The sequence below is a fragment of the Azoarcus sp. DN11 genome, assembly GCF_003628555.1.
GTDB lineage: Bacteria > Pseudomonadota > Gammaproteobacteria > Burkholderiales > Rhodocyclaceae > Aromatoleum.
This window is the reverse complement of record NZ_CP021731.1, coordinates 858941-877300: the sequence shown is the minus strand read 5'-3', so window position 1 is coordinate 877300 and position 18360 is coordinate 858941. Positions and strand designations below refer to the sequence as shown.

The 18360-nt window shown below is 62.2% G+C and carries 13 protein-coding genes, 2 tRNA genes and 3 rRNA genes; 4 read left to right on the top strand and 14 right to left on the bottom strand.

Annotated elements, in window-relative coordinates; all coding sequences use genetic code 11:
- The first annotated feature begins 8 nt into the window (after positions 1-8).
- Positions 9-212 (top strand): DNA gyrase inhibitor YacG, encoded by a 204-nt coding sequence (locus CDA09_RS03895; protein ID WP_121427416.1) that lies wholly within the window; start codon positions 9-11, stop codon positions 210-212.
- Here CDA09_RS03895 and CDA09_RS03890 read toward each other — a convergent pair.
- Genes CDA09_RS03890 through CDA09_RS23250 form a run of 3 tightly spaced genes read right to left on the bottom strand, consistent with a single transcriptional unit; the run spans position 203 to position 2170 of the window.
- The gene (locus CDA09_RS03890) at positions 203-1144 is read right to left on the bottom strand and encodes a Nudix family hydrolase (protein WP_121427415.1); all 942 of its coding nucleotides are present in this window, start codon (positions 1142-1144) and stop codon (positions 203-205) included. The genes CDA09_RS03895 and CDA09_RS03890 overlap by 10 nt on opposite strands.
- Positions 1141-2016 (bottom strand): ATP-binding protein, encoded by an 876-nt coding sequence (locus CDA09_RS03885; protein ID WP_121427414.1) that lies wholly within the window; start codon positions 2014-2016, stop codon positions 1141-1143. Before CDA09_RS03885 ends, CDA09_RS03890 begins: the two co-directional genes overlap by 4 nt.
- The gene (locus tag CDA09_RS23250; protein WP_164844341.1) at positions 2009-2170 is read right to left on the bottom strand and encodes a hypothetical protein; all 162 of its coding nucleotides are present in this window, start codon (positions 2168-2170) and stop codon (positions 2009-2011) included. The genes CDA09_RS03885 and CDA09_RS23250 overlap by 8 nt, the downstream gene beginning before the upstream one ends.
- 53 nt (positions 2171-2223) lie before the next feature.
- Between CDA09_RS23250 and mltA the strand changes: the two genes are divergently transcribed.
- Entirely contained in the window at positions 2224-3480 is a 1257-nt protein-coding gene (mltA, locus tag CDA09_RS03880; protein ID WP_286164371.1) for a murein transglycosylase A, read from the top strand.
- Between the two features lie 54 nt (positions 3481-3534).
- Here mltA and CDA09_RS03875 read toward each other — a convergent pair whose 3' ends face one another.
- From CDA09_RS03875 to CDA09_RS03840, 8 genes are all read right to left on the bottom strand, one after another.
- On the bottom strand, positions 3535-4257 hold the full coding sequence (locus CDA09_RS03875; RefSeq protein WP_174718408.1) for a DsbC family protein: 723 nt from the start codon (positions 4255-4257) through the stop codon (positions 3535-3537).
- A gap of 16 nt (positions 4258-4273) precedes the next feature.
- Positions 4274-5437 carry a UbiH/UbiF family hydroxylase gene (locus tag CDA09_RS03870; protein ID WP_121427412.1) on the bottom strand — a complete coding sequence of 388 codons (1164 nt, stop codon included), beginning with the start codon at positions 5435-5437 and terminating at the stop codon, positions 4274-4276.
- Between the two features lie 144 nt (positions 5438-5581).
- A 5S ribosomal RNA gene (gene rrf, locus CDA09_RS03865) occupies positions 5582-5695 on the bottom strand.
- 85 nt (positions 5696-5780) lie between these two features.
- A 23S ribosomal RNA gene (locus tag CDA09_RS03860) occupies positions 5781-8663 on the bottom strand.
- Between the two features lie 269 nt (positions 8664-8932).
- Positions 8933-9008, bottom strand: a tRNA-Ala gene (locus CDA09_RS03855).
- An 11-nt stretch (positions 9009-9019) separates the two neighbouring features.
- A tRNA-Ile gene (locus CDA09_RS03850) sits at positions 9020-9096 on the bottom strand.
- A 74-nt stretch (positions 9097-9170) separates the two neighbouring features.
- Positions 9171-10706, bottom strand: a 16S ribosomal RNA gene (locus CDA09_RS03845).
- Together the 16S, 23S and 5S rRNA genes with 2 tRNA genes alongside form the textbook arrangement of a ribosomal RNA operon.
- A gap of 433 nt (positions 10707-11139) precedes the next feature.
- Complete coding sequence (locus CDA09_RS03840) at positions 11140-12585, bottom strand: cyclic-di-GMP receptor FimW-related protein (protein ID WP_121427411.1); 1446 nt, start codon at positions 12583-12585, stop codon at positions 11140-11142.
- 161 nt (positions 12586-12746) lie between these two features.
- On the opposite strand from CDA09_RS03840, the gene CDA09_RS03835 reads away from it, so the two are divergent.
- On the top strand, positions 12747-13541 hold the full coding sequence (locus tag CDA09_RS03835; RefSeq protein ID WP_121427410.1) for a thymidylate synthase: 795 nt from the start codon (positions 12747-12749) through the stop codon (positions 13539-13541).
- The gene (locus CDA09_RS03830; protein WP_121427409.1) at positions 13538-14038 is read left to right on the top strand and encodes a dihydrofolate reductase; all 501 of its coding nucleotides are present in this window, start codon (positions 13538-13540) and stop codon (positions 14036-14038) included. The genes CDA09_RS03835 and CDA09_RS03830 overlap by 4 nt, the downstream gene beginning before the upstream one ends.
- 49 nt (positions 14039-14087) lie before the next feature.
- Here the strand turns inward: CDA09_RS03830 and CDA09_RS03825 are convergent, their stop codons facing one another.
- The 3 genes from CDA09_RS03825 to apbC form a co-directional block, all read right to left on the bottom strand.
- Positions 14088-16340, bottom strand: a complete 2253-nt coding sequence (locus CDA09_RS03825) for an arginine/lysine/ornithine decarboxylase (RefSeq protein WP_121427408.1) — start codon at positions 16338-16340, stop codon at positions 14088-14090.
- A 140-nt stretch (positions 16341-16480) separates the two neighbouring features.
- On the bottom strand, positions 16481-17047 hold the full coding sequence (dcd, locus tag CDA09_RS03820; RefSeq protein ID WP_121427407.1) for a dCTP deaminase: 567 nt from the start codon (positions 17045-17047) through the stop codon (positions 16481-16483).
- Between the two features lie 111 nt (positions 17048-17158).
- Entirely contained in the window at positions 17159-18250 is a 1092-nt protein-coding gene (apbC, locus tag CDA09_RS03815; RefSeq protein WP_121427406.1) for an iron-sulfur cluster carrier protein ApbC, read from the bottom strand.
- Between the last annotated feature and the right edge of the window lie 110 nt (positions 18251-18360).

Below are 18360 nucleotides of genomic sequence, written 5' to 3'. Positions count from 1 at the left end.
CGCAAGCCATGTCTCAGGTCCGCACCGTCAAATGCCCGCACTGCGGCACCCCGGTCCGCTGGGTGCCGGAGAACCGCTTCCGCCCGTTCTGCTCCGAACGCTGCAAGCAGATCGACCTCGGGGCCTGGGCGTCGGAGGACTACCGCGTCCCGGCCGCCGACCCGGGCGACCCAGGCGAACACGGGCCCTCCGGCCAGTCGTCTCAGGGCTGAGCCCAACTGCCGCGTATCGCGGCGATGCCGTGCGCCCCCGCGCGCCGCGCGCACTCCATGTCGTCCGGCTGAAGCCCGCCCAGCGCGAGCACCGGCATGGGCAGTCCGCGCACGAGCTCAGCGAAGCGCTCCCACCCCAGCCCCGCCTGTCCCGGATGTGTGGGCGTCACCAGCACTGAGCCGAGCAGCACATAGTCCACGCCCAGCGCCGCAGCCCGCTCCAGCTCCGCGCGCGTGTGGCACGACGCCCCGACCCACTCCAGCCCGGGCCGCTGCTCCAGTGCCATGAGCTGCGCGGCCGACAGGTGCACGCCGTCAGCCCGGACCCTCGCCGCAACATCGACGCTGCCGTTCACCACGACCAGCGCCCCATGCCGCCGGGCGCGATTCACGACCTCGCCCACGAAGGCGCCAAACTCGGGCACCGCCATCCCCGGCTCGCGCACCTGGATCAGCTTCACGCCGCGCGCGAGCGCCGTGTCGATCTGTGCGAGTTGCACGGCGACACCGACCTCGCCCGCGTGCGTGATCCCCATCCAGCGCGGCAGCCGCAAGGCCTTCAGGACCGGGCCGTTCGCCGGCAGCATGGGACCGACCTGCAGTGCTTCCACGCGCTCCCACAACAGCGCGCTATGCACGTGATCGTGCAGTTCGCCCTCCCACTCGGCGACCTCGAAGAAATGCAGCCGCACATGCGCATGCTCGTAGCGATGCTCACGCGTGATCCACGGACGCACGGCGCGGACACGGATGCCCAGCTCCTCGTCCAGCTCCCGGATCAGCGCGTCGGCGGGCGACTCGCCCGGCTCGACCTTGCCGCCGGGGAACTCCCAGTAGCCCGCGTAAAACGTATCGGGCCCCCGCTGCCCGAGCAGGAAGCGGCCGTCCCCGCGGAAAATCACCCCCGCCGCGACCTCGACACGCTTCGTCATTGCCCGGTTCCCGCCTCGATGCGCCCCGCCCAGTCGCGCGCGAACTGCCACGCGACCCGGCCGGAACGGGAACCGCGCATCAGCGCCCACTGCAACGCCTCCTGCCGCGCCTCGTCGATCGCCTTGCGGCTCAGCCCGAAGCTCTTCAGCCAGTACGCGACGATCTCCAGATACTCGTCCTGGCTGAACGGATAGAACGAGATCCACAGGCCAAAACGTTCCGACAGCGAAATCTTCTCCTCGACCGCCTCGCCCGGATGAATCTCGCCATCGACGTGCTTCGCCTGCCGGTTCTCGTCGTGATACTCGGGCATCAGATGCCGCCGGTTCGAGGTCGCATAGATCAGCACATTGTCCGGCACCGCCGCGACCGACCCGTCGAGCACGCTCTTCAGCGCCTTGTACGCGGGCTCCGCGTCTTCGAAGGACAGATCGTCGCAGAACAGGATGAAGCGCTCCGGGCGCCCCTGGACCATCTCGATGATCTCGGGCAGATCCATCAGGTCATCGCGGTCGACTTCGATCAGGCGCAGCCCCTTGGCGGCGTACGCATTCAGCAGCGCCTTCACCAGCGACGACTTGCCCGTGCCGCGCGCCCCGGTCAGCAGCACGTTGTTCGCCCGCCCGCCCGCGAGGAACTGGCGCGTGTTCATGTCGATGCGCGCCTTCTGCCCATCGACGTCGCGCAGGTCCTTGAGCCGGATTTCGTGCGGGCGCCTTACCGGTACCAGGCTCGCGTGCCCGTTCCGCCTGCGCCACAGAAAGGCCGTTGCCGCCGGCCAGTCCGGGGCCTCGACCGGACGCGGCAACAACTGTTCCAGACGCCCGATCAACTTCTCCGCACGCGCCACCAACTGCACCAGATCATTCATCTCGACTCGTTCTTCCTTTCTCCGCATCATCCTCACGACGCCTTGGCCAAGTCGCCCAGACGATCACCAACAGCAGCGCGAGTGCGACACCCGCTTCCAGAAAAATCACCCACATTGCACTCTCCGGCCGGAATAGCGATTCGGGCAGATCCATGCGAGCCGGTATACTGGCGGCCCCACGTTTCACGAGTCTACCCGATCCTCCCCATGAACCGGCGCGTCCCCATACCGACCCCTCAGCGCCTGCTGTGTCTCCTTCCCTTCCTGCTCCTCGCTGCCTGCGCCAGCCAGCCGCCGGTCCCGGCAGCCACCGCGACGGGCCCCTGCGCCGCGGTCAAGCCCTGCCCCGCATGCCCGAGCTGCCCCGCTCCGACCGCCCCGGCCCCCGCCCAGGCGCCCGTGGCGCCCACCGCAGCGGAAGCCCTGCACCGCGCGAGCTGGAACGAGCTACCCGACTGGCACAACGACGATCTCGCGCAGGCCTGGCCTGCCCTGCGTCAGTCCTGCAAGGCGCTCGCGAAACAACCGCGCTGGCAGCGCGCATGTGACGAAGCGCAACGCCTGGGCGAAACCCCGAACGCAGGCGTCATCCGCCAGTTCATCGAACGCCGGTTCAGCCCGTGGGCCGTCCGTAACCCGGACGGCAGCGCAGACGGGCTGATCACCGGCTACTACGAACCCGTCATCAAGGGCAACCGCACACGGTCGGAGCGCTTCGCCTGGCCGGTTCACGGCGTGCCGAGCGACATGCTGACGATAGATTTCGGCGATCTCTACCCCGATCTGCGCGGCCAGCGCCTGCGCGGGCGCCTCGTCGGCAACAAGGTCGTGCCCTACTGGACGCGTGCCGAACTCGACCGCATGCAGGACCGCTCGCCCGCGCCGACGCTGCTGTGGGCCGCCGATCCCATCGACCTCTTCTTTCTCCAGGTGCAGGGCTCCGGACGCGTGGAGCTGCCCGACGGCAGCCAGATCCGCATCGGCTATGCCGACCAGAACGGTCACCCCTACCAGTCGATCGGCCGCTGGCTGGTGAACCAGGGCGAGCTGCCGCTCGAAAAGGCTTCGATGGACGGCATCAAGAGCTGGGCGAAGGCGAACCCCGGCAGACTCGCGGAGCTCCTGCACAGCAACCCGAGCTACGTATTCTTCAAGGAAATGCCGGCATCGAACGGCGGTCCCACCGGTGCGCTCGGCGTGCCCCTCACCGCAGGCCGCAGCCTCGCCGTCGACCCGCGCACCATCCCGCTCGGCGCGCCTGTCTTCCTCGCCACGACGACACCCAACAGCGATCGCCCGCTGCGCCGGCTGATGCTCGCACAGGACACCGGGGGCGCGATCAAGGGCGCCGTGCGCGCGGACTTCTTCTGGGGTCCCGGGCCCGACGCCGGCATCCAGGCGGGCCGCATGCGTCAGCAGGGGCAGCTGTGGGTCATCCTGCCGAACGAAAGCGGCGCCTTGTAACACGCACGCACCAAGAGAAACGAGGGCGCGCCAGTCGCGCCCCCGGTACGAGCGCTACTTCGCCACGCTCGCGAGGTGCTGCTCCAATTCAGCCGCCGGCACGTAGCCGCCCAGCCGACGCCCGTCCGCCAGGAACAGGGTCGGTGTGCCGTTGACGCGCAGCTTCTGCCCGAGCGCCACGTTGCGATCGACCACCGCGCTGTCGCATTTCGCGACAGCCGGCGTCTTCGCCTCGAGGATCCACTCGTTCCAGGCCTTCGCGCGGTCCTTCGCGCACCAGATGTTGCGCGCCTTCTCGGTCGAATCCGGACTCAGGATCGGGTACAGGAAGGTATAGAGCGTGACATCCTTCATCTGCACCAGCTCCTTGCCGAGGCGCTTGCAGTAGGTGCAGTTCGGATCCTCGAAGGTCACCAGCACACGGGAACCGTTGCCGCGCACCTGCTTGATTGCGTGGTCCAGCGGCAAGGACGCGAAATCGATCGACGACAACTGGGCCATGCGCGCCGCAGTGACATCCTTCCGCGTCTTCGTATCGATCACGCGGCCGTCGAGAAAGAACGTGACCTTGTCGTCCGTATAGATGAGTTCGCCGCTCTTCAATACCACCTCGTAGAGGCCGCCATAGGGCACCTTGGCCACCGACTCCACCGCGGGGGAACCCACAAAGGCTTCGACCGCCTTTTTCACATCTGACTCGTCTGCCCAGGCAGCGCCCTGCGCGAGCACCAAAAAGCCAAGCGCCGCGACGAGCGGGCGAACTACCTTCTTCAACATCAGCATCTCCATGGATTCAGAATCGGCCGCTCACCGCATAACGCACGAGCGCGTTCCGTACGACCGGCAAGCGGTCAGTGAGGTTCAACCCAACATTGCGCAAGATCGACAGCAGGGGATTGTGCGCCCCGAACAGACGGTTGAGCCCGTGTGTCATGTATTGAAGCAAGAAAGGCTCTTCCGCGCGTGCCCGCGCGTAAGCGCGCAACACCGAAATCTCGCCCGGATCGCGCCAGGCCGGCAGTTCCTTCAGCGCAGCGGCCAGCGCACGCGCATCCTGGAAACCGAGGTTGATCCCGTGCCCCGACAGCGGATGGATCGCATGCGCGGAATCACCGACCAGCGCGACCCGCTCCTTAACCATCGTCGCCACGCGCATGAAACGCAGCGGGAATGCCTGCGCCGGCGTGACCAGCGCCAGGTCGCCGACGGCGCCCCCGCTCGCCTCCGCCACGCGCCTGCACAACGCCTCGGCGTCGAGGGCAAGCAGCCCTGCGGCAAACTCGTCGGTGCAGGACCATACCATCGAGACCATCCGCCCCGGCAGCGGCAGCAGCGCGAGGATGCCGTCGCCGCGGAACCACTGGAACGCACGGCCCCTATGATCCATTGCACAACGGAAATTCGCGACCACTCCGCACTCGCCGTACGGACTGATCTCGGCATCGATGCCCGCCTGCGTGCGCACCCAGGAGTTCGCCCCGTCCGCGCCAACCACCAGCCGCCCGTGGATTGTTTTTCTGCCGGGAAGTACCAGTGACACACACCCCTTCTCGATCGCGATCGCCTCCGGAGCACCGCCGACGAGCATGGTGACGTTGTGCTGGCGCCGCACCGTCTCCCACAGCTCACGCTGCAGCCGGCCGGACTCGACAATCCACGCAAGTTCGGACAAACCGCTGTCGTAGGCCGAAAACTCCAGCGCACCGCCCGCATCACCATGGATCGCCATCGCGTGCACCGGCGCGATCCGATCCGCGTCGAGGTGCTGCCAGATGCCGATTTCCCGCAGGAAATCCGCGCAAGCCGGGCTGATCGCATAGACCCGCGGGTCCCAGCCGTCGACCGGCACAGGCGGCCGTGCCTCGATCAGCCCAACCCGATAACGGGTACCCTGCAGTGCGGCCGCCAGGCTAGCGCCTGCAAGCCCCCCGCCTACGATGATCAGATCGAAATCCATGAAACACTAATCCGGTGACGAGACGCGATTCTGCACGATGCCCCGCTGCAAGTCACGGCCGCTCGACGCGTATCGACTTGGCCGGTTGACGAAAAAAAGCCGCTCATCCTGGATGGCAGGAGAGCGGCTTTTTTGAGTGGGGTAGTCTGACGATGACCTACTTTCGCACTCACGTAGAGCACTATCATCGGCGCGATCCTGTTTCACTGTCCTGTTCGGGATGGGAAGGAGTGGTTCCGGGACGCTATGGTCGTCAGACTGTAAGGGGTAACAAAGGGGGGAAGTAAAGTGTTGTTGGTTGGTGTGATGCGTTGTGTGAGTTTGTTGAGCGATCCAGGGTTATAGGATCAAGCCTCACGGGCAATTAGTATCGGTTAGCTTAACGCATTACTGCGCTTCCACACCCGACCTATCAACGTTGTGGTCTTCAACGACCCTTCAGGGGGCTCGAGGCCCCGGGGAAGTCTCATCTTGAGGCGAGTTTCCCGCTTAGATGCTTTCAGCGGTTATCTCTTCCGTACTTAGCTACCCGGCGATGCGACTGGCGTCACAACCGGTACACCAGGGGTACGTCCACTCCGGTCCTCTCGTACTAGGAGCAGGTCCTCTCAAACTTCCAGCGCCCACGGCAGATAGGGACCAAACTGTCTCACGACGTTTTAAACCCAGCTCACGTACCACTTTAAATGGCGAACAGCCATACCCTTGGGACCGGCTACAGCCCCAGGATGTGATGAGCCGACATCGAGGTGCCAAACTCCGCCGTCGATGTGAACTCTTGGGCGGAATCAGCCTGTTATCCCCAGAGTACCTTTTATCCGTTGAGCGATGGCCCTTCCATACAGAACCACCGGATCACTATGACCTGCTTTCGCACCTGCTCGACATGTTGGTCTCGCAGTCAAGCCGCCTTTTGCCATTGCACTATCAGTACGATGTCCGACCGTACCTAGGCGACCTTCGTACTCCTCCGTTACCTTTTGGGAGGAGACCGCCCCAGTCAAACTGCCTGCCATGCACGGTCCCCGACCCGGATTCACGGGCCCAGGTTAGAACCTCAACGACACCAGGGTGGTATTTCAAGGTTGGCTCCACGGCGACTGGCGTCACCGCTTCAAAGCCTCCCACCTATCCTACACAAGTCCCGTCAAAGTCCAATGCAAAGCTACAGTAAAGGTTCATGGGGTCTTTCCGTCTAGCCGCGGGGAGATTGCATCTTCACAAACATTTCAACTTCGCTGAGTCTCAGGAGGAGACAGTGTGGCCATCGTTACGCCATTCGTGCAGGTCGGAACTTACCCGACAAGGAATTTCGCTACCTTAGGACCGTTATAGTTACGGCCGCCGTTTACCGGGGCTTCGATCAAGAGCTTGCACCCCATCACTTAACCTTCCGGCACCGGGCAGGCGTCACACCCTATACGTCCACTTTCGTGTTTGCAGAGTGCTGTGTTTTTAATAAACAGTCGCAGCCACCGATTCTCTGCGGCCCCTTCGCCCTTCGGATGTACTCCTACAAGCTACTGGGGCATACCTTCTCCCGAAGTTACGGTATCAATTTGCCGAGTTCCTTCTCCTGAGTTCTCTCAAGCGCCTTAGAATTTTCATCCTGCCCACCTGTGTCGGTTTGCGGTACGGTCGATCTTAGACTGAAGCTTAGAGGCTTTTCCTGGAAGCATGGTATCAATCACTTCGGTCTCAAAGAGACCTCGTCATCACGCCTTGGCTCAGCCCCGCGGATTTGCCTACGGGGCACGCCTACACGCTTAAACCGGGACGTCCAACACCCGGCTGACCTAACCTTCTCCGTCCCCCCATCGCATCTAAAATCGGTACAGGAATATTGACCTGTTTCCCATCGACTACGCATTTCTGCCTCGCCTTAGGGGCCGACTCACCCTGCGTCGATGAACGTTGCGCAGGAAACCTTGGGCTTTCGGCGAGGGTGCTTTTCACACCCTTTATCGCTACTCATGTCAGCATTCGCACTTCCGATACCTCCAGCATCCCTCTCGAGACACCTTCGCAGGCTTACGGAACGCTCCCCTACCATCTCTTGCGAGATCCGCAGCTTCGGTTCATGGCTTGAGCCCCGTTACATCTTCCGCGCAGGACGACTCGACTAGTGAGCTATTACGCTTTCTTTAAAGGGTGGCTGCTTCTAAGCCAACCTCCTAGCTGTCTATGCCTTCCCACTTCGTTTCCCACTTAGCCATGTATTTGGGACCTTAGCTGGCGGTCTGGGTTGTTTCCCTCTTGTCCCAGGACGTTAGCACCCCAGGACTGTCTGCCGTATATCACTTTGCGGTATTCGGAGTTTGCTATCGCGGGGTAGATCGCAGTGACCCCCCCAACGATTACAGTGCTCTACCCCCGCAAGTGTCCGTACGACGCACTACCTAAATAGTTTTCGGGGAGAACCAGCTATTTCCGGATTTGTTTAGCCTTTCACCCCTATCCACAGCTCATCCCCTAATTTTTCAACATTAGTGGGTTCGGACCTCCAGTACCTGTTACGGCACCTTCATCCTGGCCATGGATAGATCATCCGGTTTCGGGTCTACGCCCAGCAACTATGTCGCCCTTATCAGACTCGGTTTCCCTACGCCTCCCCTATTCGGTTAAGCTCGCTACTGAACGTAAGTCGCTGACCCATTATACAAAAGGTACGCAGTCACCCCTTGCGAGGCTCCCACTGTTTGTATGCATGCGGTTTCAGGATCTATTTCACTCCCCTCCCGGGGTTCTTTTCGCCTTTCCCTCACGGTACTGGTTCACTATCGGTCGATCACGAGTATTTAGCCTTGGAGGATGGTCCCCCCATCTTCAGACAGGATTACACGTGTCCCGCCCTACTTGTCGCACGCTCAGACCCGCCACCCATTTTTCGCATACGGGACTATCACCCTGTATTGTCGGACTTTCCAGACCGTTCTGCTAAATCGATGGTTTAGTCGTGCAGGCTCTTCCCCGTTCGCTCGCCACTACTTGGGGAATCTCGGTTGATTTCTGTTCCTGCGGCTACTTAGATGTTTCAGTTCGCCGCGTTCGCTTCCACACGCCTATGTATTCAGCGCGGGATACTCCCGAAGGAGTGGGTTTCCCCATTCGGACATCGGGGGATCAAAGCTCCATTGCCAGCTCCCCCCCGCTTTTCGCAGGCTTGCACGTCCTTCATCGCCTGTGATCGCCAAGGCATCCACCACATGCACTTAGTCGCTTGATCCTATAACGCTGGACCCTGTCGCCAGGGTTCAACCGCTACAGACGAACTCACGCTTGTGCGCATCCACCGGCCGCTGGTTCAAAGCGCCGATGAACGCAAAAATGCAATCACACCAACCCATGCAGCAACCCGCCTTTCGACCGGCTGCCGCACACTTTACTTCTTCCACTTTGTTAAAGAACACTGGCACCAAGGCCTAAGCCCTGCACACATCCCGTGCACACGGCTTAACCCTTCGTCGAGCCACCTAGCCGAGCCCACCCAACGGGTGGTGGAGGATGACGGGATCGAACCGACGACCCCCTGCTTGCAAAGCAGGTGCTCTCCCAGCTGAGCTAATCCCCCTCTCGTCTCGGTGGTGGGTCTGGTTGGGTTCGAACCAACGACCCCCGCCTTATCAAGACGGTGCTCTAACCAGCTGAGCTACAGACCCTCTCGTCAAACTCGAGGCTCTTGCCTGAACAACCGATAAGTTGTGGATACTTGGCCAACACGGCCTGTCTCTTGAAAGGAGGTGATCCAGCCGCACCTTCCGATACGGCTACCTTGTTACGACTTCACCCCAGTCATGAATCTCACCGTGGTAAGCGCCCTCCCGAAGGTTAAGCTACCTACTTCTGGTGAAACCCACTCCCATGGTGTGACGGGCGGTGTGTACAAGACCCGGGAACGTATTCACCGCAGCATGCTGATCTGCGATTACTAGCGATTCCGACTTCACGTAGTCGAGTTGCAGACTACGATCCGGACTACGATCGGCTTTAAGGGATTGGCTCCAGCTCGCGCTTTGGCAGCCCTCTGTACCGACCATTGTATGACGTGTGAAGCCCTACCCATAAGGGCCATGAGGACTTGACGTCATCCCCACCTTCCTCCGGTTTGTCACCGGCAGTCTCGCTAAAGTGCCCAACTTAATGATGGCAATTAGCGACAAGGGTTGCGCTCGTTGCGGGACTTAACCCAACATCTCACGACACGAGCTGACGACAGCCATGCAGCACCTGTGTCCTGGCTCCCGAAGGCACTCCCGCATCTCTGCAGGATTCCAGGCATGTCAAGGGTAGGTAAGGTTTTTCGCGTTGCATCGAATTAATCCACATCATCCACCGCTTGTGCGGGTCCCCGTCAATTCCTTTGAGTTTTAACCTTGCGGCCGTACTCCCCAGGCGGTCGACTTCACGCGTTAGCTGCGTCACTCAGTGAGTTACCTCTCCGAACGACTAGTCGACATCGTTTAGGGCGTGGACTACCAGGGTATCTAATCCTGTTTGCTCCCCACGCTTTCGTGCATGAGCGTCAGTATCGGCCCAGGGGGCTGCCTTCGCCATCGGTGTTCCTCCACATATCTACGCATTTCACTGCTACACGTGGAATTCCACCCCCCTCTGCCGTACTCTAGCCGTGCAGTCACAAGCGCAGTTCCCAGGTTAAGCCCGGGGATTTCACACCTGTCTTACACAACCGCCTGCGCACGCTTTACGCCCAGTAATTCCGATTAACGCTCGCACCCTACGTATTACCGCGGCTGCTGGCACGTAGTTAGCCGGTGCTTCTTCTGACAGTACCGTCATCCACCTCCCGTATTAGGGGAAGCGTTTTCTTTCCGTCTGAAAGAGCTTTACAACCCGAAGGCCTTCTTCACTCACGCGGCATGACTGGATCAGGGTTGCCCCCATTGTCCAAAATTCCCCACTGCTGCCTCCCGTAGGAGTCTGGGCCGTGTCTCAGTCCCAGTGTGGCGGATCATCCTCTCAGACCCGCTACGGATCGTCGCCTTGGTAGGCCTTTACCCCACCAACTAGCTAATCCGACATCGGCCGCTCCAATCACGCGAGGTCTTGCGATCCCCCGCTTTCCCCCTCAGGGCGTATGCGGTATTAGCTACGCTTTCGCGTAGTTATCCCCCATGACTGGGCACGTTCCGATGCATTACTCACCCGTTCGCCACTCGCCGGCAGGCCGAAGCCCCCGCTGCCGTTCGACTTGCATGTGTAAAGCATGCCGCCAGCGTTCAATCTGAGCCAGGATCAAACTCTTAAGTTCAATCCAACAAAGCACTCAAAGAAATCATTACTGACTTACATCTGAGCACTCAATCTTTGCAACATTAAAACCGCCGAAGCAGTTCTCAGCCGCGCCAACCAAGCACCCACACTTATCGGTTGTCCAATTTTTTAAAGAACCGCTGCAGAAGCAGCGAGAAAGAGATTCTGACAAACTACCTCAACTTCGTCAAGCATCGCAGCAAACTTTTTTAAACCCGCCGCCGCCCTGACCACCTCTTTCCTGCCCCACCGCCGCCGCCGAAATCCGCCGCAGCGCTGAAGAGGCGCGAATTATATACACCTCAGAAAAACCGTCAAGCGCTTCGCGAAAAAATGCAGGACGTCGAGCATAGCGGACCGCTAATAGTGACGGGGCGCATCTGGCGCAACCAGAAGGACTGCGCTGTCACGTCTATAGTTCAGGGCGTCAGCTACAGGACCTGATACACGCGCAGTTCGAACCCCTCACCGACATAGGAGGCGTCGAGCGGCTTGAGTTTCTGCACGCTGCCGTTTCGGGTCACGAACAAGGGAACCGAGGGAGCACCGAGGGTACGCGATGGCACGACGACTCGTACCGCCTCCCCCCGCAGCAGTGGATCGCACAGCAAGACTTCGGCGGGACAGCGACCGTCATCGACGCGCGCCACGACGGGTTTGCTCGACAGCAGCTCAAGGCCGACCACATTGGTGTCGCCGCCCTGTGCCCAGGTACGTCGCACGAGACCGAGTTGCCAACCTTTTCCGTCAACAAGATGGACACCGATGAGTTGGCCAATGCGAATCGATCGATTCGCGGTGATCACGCCGATCCCGCTACGGCTTGCGTCGCGCAGTTGCCATTCCTCCCGCCGCTCGGGCAACTCGCCCGCGAAAACGCGTTTGAGTGCTTCGATTCCGGCCACGGCGGTGAGCTTTCCGTCCAGCAGGTGCCGCCTGTGACGCCGGATCGGAGGAATATCCGACCAGTGCCTAAGGAGATGCTCGACTGCGAGCGCCTGGAGCGATGCGTCCTGGGCATCGGACCAAGCCGTCGGAGCGGACCCAGCGGGCGCATGGCGGTATTCGTTCAAGACCGCGGATGCGGCCAAGGGAGTGAAGAACCAGCGCCCGGGCACATTTTCGGTGACTCCGGCAATTCTGTGGGGGGCCTCGTCCCCCAGGGGATCGACGAAATGGGTGGCGCCGTCGAAGCGATCAGGCTCCAGCCTCAGGACTGGCGTAGCCAGGTGCAACAAGCCGTCCACCGACCCCAGAAGCCGCGGCGCAAGGAGATCGAGCGACGCCGTGCATGCGGCGATGGCCCGCACATAATGGAACTCGACAGAGTGGCGCGCTCGCGTTCCCGTCTTTTCAGAGACTGCGCCCGAGAGGTCGCGCGCGTCGGGGGCGTGCACAAAGGCCATCCCCAGCCAACGCCATAACCGGGGGTGTGGCGGCCCGCTGCTACAGCACCCCCAGATCACGCGGTCGGCCGCCGTCCGCGCAAGACGCCACCGCAAATCGGCGAGGATGGGCCGCTCCGGCACGCCGTGACTGCCCTTCTCATATGCCTGCAGGCATCGCTCGACGTGATCGAGCAGGGACCCGAGGGTGTCGCGGCCAGCGTGCAGGAGGGTGCGGCAATGGCTATCATCGGCGACTGACGCGAGGATCTCGCGGGCGCCCGCCAGACACTCGTGCACGTCGTCATCCAGACTGGCGATTGCCCGATGGCACGCCTCCAGCGGACCGGAGTGAGGAGCCGGAAGCTTCGCGAGCTTCTGGTCAAGTGCACGGAATTCGGCGAGCACTTCGACCAGCCTGGCCTGACCGGAAAGGGCTCGCGCCGTGCCCTGGATGGCCTGCACACGACCACTGATCGACTCGTCTGACATGACCTCCCCCTCCGGTCGCTCCTTATTCCGTCGTGCGGCCCGCACCTTCCGCCGGATCGCTTCGATCACGAGGCTAACACATGCATGTCAGCACCGTTCGTGATGCCTTGCAGGTTTGCGGCACGATGTAGAATCCCGGTCTCTCCGCGACGGACGCTCACATGAAACAGTATCTGGATTTGATGCGGCACGTGCTCGAGCACGGCCATCAAAAGTCGGACCGTACCGGCACCGGCACGCTGTCCGTGTTCGGCTGGCAGATGCGCTTCGATCTCGGCGACGGTTTCCCGTTGCTCACGACGAAAAAGCTGCATACGCGCTCGATCATCCACGAATTGCTGTGGTTCCTGCAAGGCGACACGAATATCCGCTACCTGAAGGAAAACGGCGTGTCGATCTGGGACGAATGGGCCGACGCGAACGGGGACCTCGGGCCGGTGTATGGAAAGCAGTGGCGGCGCTGGGAGACGGCCGACGGCCGGGCCGTGGATCAGATCGCCCGGCTGATCGACGGGCTGAAACGTAACCCGGATTCGCGCCGGCATATCGTTTCGGCGTGGAACCCGGGCGAAGTCGAGGGTATGGCGCTGCCGCCCTGCCATGCGCTGTTCCAGTTCTACGTTGCGGGGGGGCGCCTGTCGTGTCAGCTCTATCAGCGCAGCGCTGACATCTTCCTCGGCGTGCCGTTCAACATCGCGTCGTATGCCTTGTTTACGATGATGGTTGCACAGGTGTGCGAGCTGCAGCCGGGCGACTTCGTCTGGACGGGCGGCGACTGCCACCTCTACTCGAACCACGTCGAGCAGGCCAGGCTGCAGCTGTCGCGCGATCCGCGGCCCTTGCCCAGGATGATCCTCAACCCGGACGTGAAGGACATTCTTGCGTTCCGCTTCGAGGACTTCACGCTGGAAGGGTACGAACCGCATCCCCACATCAAGGCGGACGTCGCCGTATGAGCGCGATGCAGCCGGAAGTCGTGCTGATCGCCGCGGTCGCCCGCAACGGGGTGATCGGCCGGGACAATGCGCTGCCCTGGCGCCTGAAGGCCGATCTGGCGCACTTCAAGGCGACGACCATCGGGTCCCCGATACTGATGGGGCGAAAGACCTGGGAGTCGCTGGGCCGGCCGCTGCCCGGACGCCGCAACATCGTCGTGACCCGGGACGCGAGCTACGTCGCAGACTGCGCGGAGGTCTTCACGAGCCTCGACGCAGCGCTCGCCGCGGTCGGCACGGGAAAGGTCTTTGTGATCGGCGGGGCCGAGATCTACCGCCAACTGCTCGACCGCGCCGACGCATTGGTCCTGACCGAGGTCGGCGCCGAGGTGAGCGGCGACGCCTTTTTTCCCGCTTTCGATCGCTCGCGGTTCATCGAGACGAGCCGCGAATCCCACGCCGCGGATGCGGCCAACGACTTTCCTTTCGCCTTCGTCGAATACCGGCGCAAGTCCTGAAGGACATCGGGCGCGGCGACGATCCGCCGCCGCGAGCCCGACAAAACGCTCAGCCCTGTTTAACGCAGTCGACGAAATAATCGACGCGCCCGTTCGACTGTTCGCGCACGAACCCGTGGATATCGGTTTCGAAGCCGGGGAACGCGGCGTTGAAGTCGCGCGCAAACTTGAGGTAGCGGACAATCGTCGCATTGAAGCGCTCGCCGGGAATCAGCAGCGGGATTCCCGGCGGATAGGGCGTGACGAGCATCGCGGTGACGCGGCCTTCCAGTTCGTCGATGGCGACACGCTCGATCTCGCGGTGAGCCATCCTGGCGAAAGCGTCGGCGGGCTTCATCGCCGGGACCATGTCCGAGAGGTACATCTCGGTGGTCAGGCGCGCGACGTCGCGGGCCTTGTAGAAGGAGTGGATCTGGCCGCAAAGATCCTTCAGGCCGACCTTTTCGTAGCGCGGGTGCTTGGCGATGAAGTCGGGCATGACGCGCCACAGCGGCTGGTTGCGGTCGTAGTCGTCCTTGAACTGCTGCAGCTCCGTCACCAGCGTGTTCCAGCGGCCCTTGGTGATGCCGATGGTGAACATGATGAAGAAGGAGTACAGGCCGGTCTTTTCGACGATGATCCCGTGCTCGGCGAGGTAGCGCGTGAGGATGCCGGCGGGGATGCCGGACTCGTCGAAATCGCCGTCGACGTCGAGGCCCGGAGTGATGATTGTGGCCTTGATCGGGTCCAGCATGTTGAAGCCCGGCGCGAGATTGCCGAAGCCGTGCCAGCGCTCGCCGGCGTTGAGCACCCAGTCCTCGCGATCGCCGATGCCTTCGTCGGGCAGGTACTCGGGACCCCACACCTGGAACCACCAGTCGTCATCGCCAAATTCAGCATCGACCTTGCGCATCGCGCGACGAAATTCGACCGCTTCCGACAGCGATTCCTCGACGAGCGCCGGTCCCCCCGGCGGTTCCATCATCGCCGCGGCAACGTCGCACGATGCGATGATCGCGTACTGCGGCGAGGTCGAGGTGTGCATCAGGTAGGCTTCGTTGAAGATGTCGCGGTCGAGCTTGCGCGTCTGCGAATCCTGCACGAGGATCTGCGAGGCCTGCGACAGGCCTGCGAGCAGCTTGTGCGTGGACTGGGTGGAGAAGATCATCGACGTCTCGCAGCGCGGACGGTCGGCCCCGATGGCGTGGTAGTCGCCATAGAAGTCATGGAAGGCGGCGTGCGGCAGCCATGCTTCGTCGAAGTGCAGCGTATCGATCTTGCCGTCGAGCATTTCCTTGATGGTCTCGACGTTATAGACGACGCCGTCGTAGGTCGACTGCGTGATCGTGAGGATGCGCGGCTTCTTGTTCGCGGCGCCGCGCGCGAAGGGGTTGGCCTCGATCTTCTTCTGGATCGTCTCCATCCGGAATTCGTCGAGCGGGATCGGACCGATGATGCCGTAGTGGTTGCGCGTCGGCGTGAGGAACACCGGCACCGCGCCCGTCATGATGATCGAGTGGAGAATGGATTTGTGGCAGTTGCGATCGACGACGACGATGTCGCCCGACGCAACGCTGGTGTGCCACACCATCTTGTTCGAGGTCGAGGTGCCGTTGGTGACGAAGTAGAGGTGGTCGCAGTTGAAGATGCGCGCCGCGTTGCGCTCGGACGCGGCCACCGGACCGGTGTGGTCGAGCAGCTGGCCGAGTTCCTCGACCGCGTTGCAGACGTCGGCGCGCAGCATGTTCTCGCCGAAGAATTGATGGAACATCTGCCCGACGGGACTCTTGAGGAAGGCGACGCCGCCCGAGTGGCCCGGGCAGTGCCACGAATACGAGCCGTCAGCGGCGTAGTGCGTGAGCGCGCGGAAGAACGGCGGCGGCAGGCACTCGAGGTAGTTCTTCGCTTCGCGCACGATATAACGTGCGACGAACTCGGGCGTGTCCTCGAACATGTGGATGAAGCCGTGCATCTCGCGCAGCACGTCGTTCGGGATATGTCGGCTGGTGCGCGTTTCGCCGTGCAGGAAGATCGGGATGTCCGCATTGCGGAAACGGATCTCCTCGACGAAGGCGCGCAAGTCGGCAATCGCCTTGTCGGCGGCTTCCGCGGACGAGAATTCCTCATCGTCGATCGACAGCACGAAGCCCGAACCGCGACTCTGCTGCTGCGCGAAAGAGGTCAGGTCGCCATAGCTGGTGACACCCAGCACTTCCATGCCTTCGTCCTCGATCGCTTTCGCAAGGGCGCGAATCCCCAGTCCGCTCGCGTTCTCCGAGCGGAAGTCTTCGTCGATGATGATGATCGGAAAATGAAAGCGCATTCCAGTGTTCTCCAGCACGCCGCCTGGCGGCAAACGGGGATCGTGCCCGAAAGAGTTTGCTCCCGCGTTACCGGAAAGCACAAAGGGCCGTCAGCCGGCCCTGTCTAGCGTTGCTCCTCGCGCGGCGGGGGTTTGGGATATCAGATCTTCGGCAAGGTGACGCCGGTCTGGCCGAGGTACTTGCCGCCGCGGTCCTTGTAGGACGTTTCGCACACTTCGTCCGACTCGAGGAACAGCATCTGCGCGACGCCTTCGTTTGCATAGATCTTCGCCGGGAGCGGCGTGGTGTTCGAGAATTCGAGCGTCACGTGGCCTTCCCACTCGGGCTCCAGCGGCGTGACGTTGACGATGATGCCGCAGCGCGCGTACGTCGATTTGCCGAGGCACACCGTCAGGACGCTGCGCGGGATGCGGAAGTACTCGACGGTGCGGGCGAGCGCGAAGGAGTTCGGCGGAATGATGCACACCTCGCCAACGAAATCGACGAAGCTGCGGGCGTCGAAATCCTTCGGATCGACGATCGTCGAGTTGATGTTGGTGAAGATCTTGAATTCGTTGGCACAACGCACGTCGTAGCCGTAGCTCGAGGTGCCGTATGAGACGATCTTGCCGCCGTCGTTGTGGCGCACCATCTCGGGTGCGAACGGCTCGATCATCCGGTACTGTTCCGCCATGCGGCGGATCCACTTGTCGGACTTGATGGACATGGGGCGCGTTTTCCTCGACGACCTGTCCGGCACAGGCCGGACGCGAAAAATCCGCGTAGTGTAGGGCAAGCGTCGCCGGATCAAAAGCACCAATCCGGTGACGCGCGCCGGTCAGGTGTTCTTGACGACGATATTGGGGAACTTGTGCGTCATGTCCTTGGCCTTCTCGGCCACGCGCACGGCCACTTTGCGCGCGATTTCGCGATAGAGGCCGGCGATGCGCCCGTCCGGATCGGCGATCACGGTCGGCGTGCCGCCATCGGCCTCCTTGCGGATCTGCAGGTCGAGCGGCAGCGCGCCGAGGAAGGGGATGTTGTAATCGGCGCACAGCTTTTCGCCGCCGCCGGTGCCGAAGATCGGTTCCTCGTGGCCGCAATTCGAACAGATGTGGATGCTCATGTTCTCGACGACACCGACAATGGGCACGCCGACCTTCTCGAACATCTTGAGGCCCTTGCGCGCGTCAAGCAGCGCGATGTCCTGCGGGGTCGTAACGATGACGGCGCCGGTGAGCGGGACGCTCTGCGACAGGGTGAGCTGGATGTCGCCGGTGCCCGGCGGCATGTCGATGACGAGGTAGTCGAGATCCTTCCAGTTCGTTTCCTTGAGCAACTGGTTGAGCGCCTGGGTGGCCATCGGTCCGCGCCACACCATCGGCGTCTCGATGTCGACGAGGAAGCCGATCGACATCGCCTGCAGCCCGTGCGCCTCGAGCGGCTCCATCGTCTTGCCGTCGAGCGAGTGCGGCTTGTGCTCACCGATTCCCAGCATCTGCGGCTGCGACGGTCCGTAGATGTCGGCATCGAGGATACCGACGCGCGCGCCTTCCGCTGCAAGGGCCAATGCGAGGTTCGCCGCCGTCGTGCTCTTGCCGACGCCCCCCTTGCCGGACGCCACCGCGATGATGTTCTTCACGCCCGGCAGGAGCTTCACGCCCTGCTGCACGGAATGGGCGACGATCTTGCTGCCGACCCTGACGTCGACCTGCTCGACGCCCTGCAAGGTGCGGACCGCACCGATGGCGAGATCGCGGATCATCGCCATCTGCGTCCTGGCGGGATAACCCAGTTCGATCTCGAAACCCACGCTCCCGCCGGACACCTGGAGATTCCGGATGCACCGGGATGACACGAGGTCCTTGCCGGTATTCGGGTCGACGACGGTTTTGAGCACTTCGGTAACGGACTCGGGGGTGAGACTCATGACTGGCTTCCTCGAAAATCACGGGCCCGCGAACGGGGCGACAAGAATTACATCATACCGAAGGCGGCGCCGACGCTCACCCTCGGATGCGAAAGGGTCATTGCGTGGGT

Excerpts from the sequence above, each read along its gene's own strand:
- CDA09_RS03825 (WP_121427408.1), bottom strand. The coding sequence starts at position 16,340 with ATGCGCTTTCATTTTCCGATCATCATCATCGACGAAGACTTCCGCTCG.
- CDA09_RS03870 (WP_121427412.1), bottom strand. The coding sequence starts at position 5,437 with ATGGATTTCGATCTGATCATCGTAGGCGGGGGGCTTGCAGGCGCTAGC.
- CDA09_RS03835 (WP_121427410.1), top strand. The coding sequence starts at position 12,747 with ATGAAACAGTATCTGGATTTGATGCGGCACGTGCTCGAGCACGGCCAT.
- CDA09_RS03885 (WP_121427414.1), bottom strand. The coding sequence starts at position 2,016 with ATGAATGATCTGGTGCAGTTGGTGGCGCGTGCGGAGAAGTTGATCGGG.
- dcd (WP_121427407.1), bottom strand. The coding sequence starts at position 17,047 with ATGTCCATCAAGTCCGACAAGTGGATCCGCCGCATGGCGGAACAGTAC.
- apbC (WP_121427406.1), bottom strand. The coding sequence starts at position 18,250 with ATGAGTCTCACCCCCGAGTCCGTTACCGAAGTGCTCAAAACCGTCGTC.
- CDA09_RS23250 (WP_164844341.1), bottom strand. The coding sequence starts at position 2,170 with ATGGATCTGCCCGAATCGCTATTCCGGCCGGAGAGTGCAATGTGGGTG.
- CDA09_RS03840 (WP_121427411.1), bottom strand. The coding sequence starts at position 12,585 with ATGTCAGACGAGTCGATCAGTGGTCGTGTGCAGGCCATCCAGGGCACG.
- CDA09_RS03890 (WP_121427415.1), bottom strand. The coding sequence starts at position 1,144 with ATGACGAAGCGTGTCGAGGTCGCGGCGGGGGTGATTTTCCGCGGGGAC.
- mltA (WP_286164371.1), top strand. The coding sequence starts at position 2,224 with ATGAACCGGCGCGTCCCCATACCGACCCCTCAGCGCCTGCTGTGTCTC.
- CDA09_RS03895 (WP_121427416.1), top strand. The coding sequence starts at position 9 with ATGTCTCAGGTCCGCACCGTCAAATGCCCGCACTGCGGCACCCCGGTC.
- CDA09_RS03875 (WP_174718408.1), bottom strand. The coding sequence starts at position 4,257 with ATGTTGAAGAAGGTAGTTCGCCCGCTCGTCGCGGCGCTTGGCTTTTTG.
- CDA09_RS03830 (WP_121427409.1), top strand. The coding sequence starts at position 13,538 with ATGAGCGCGATGCAGCCGGAAGTCGTGCTGATCGCCGCGGTCGCCCGC.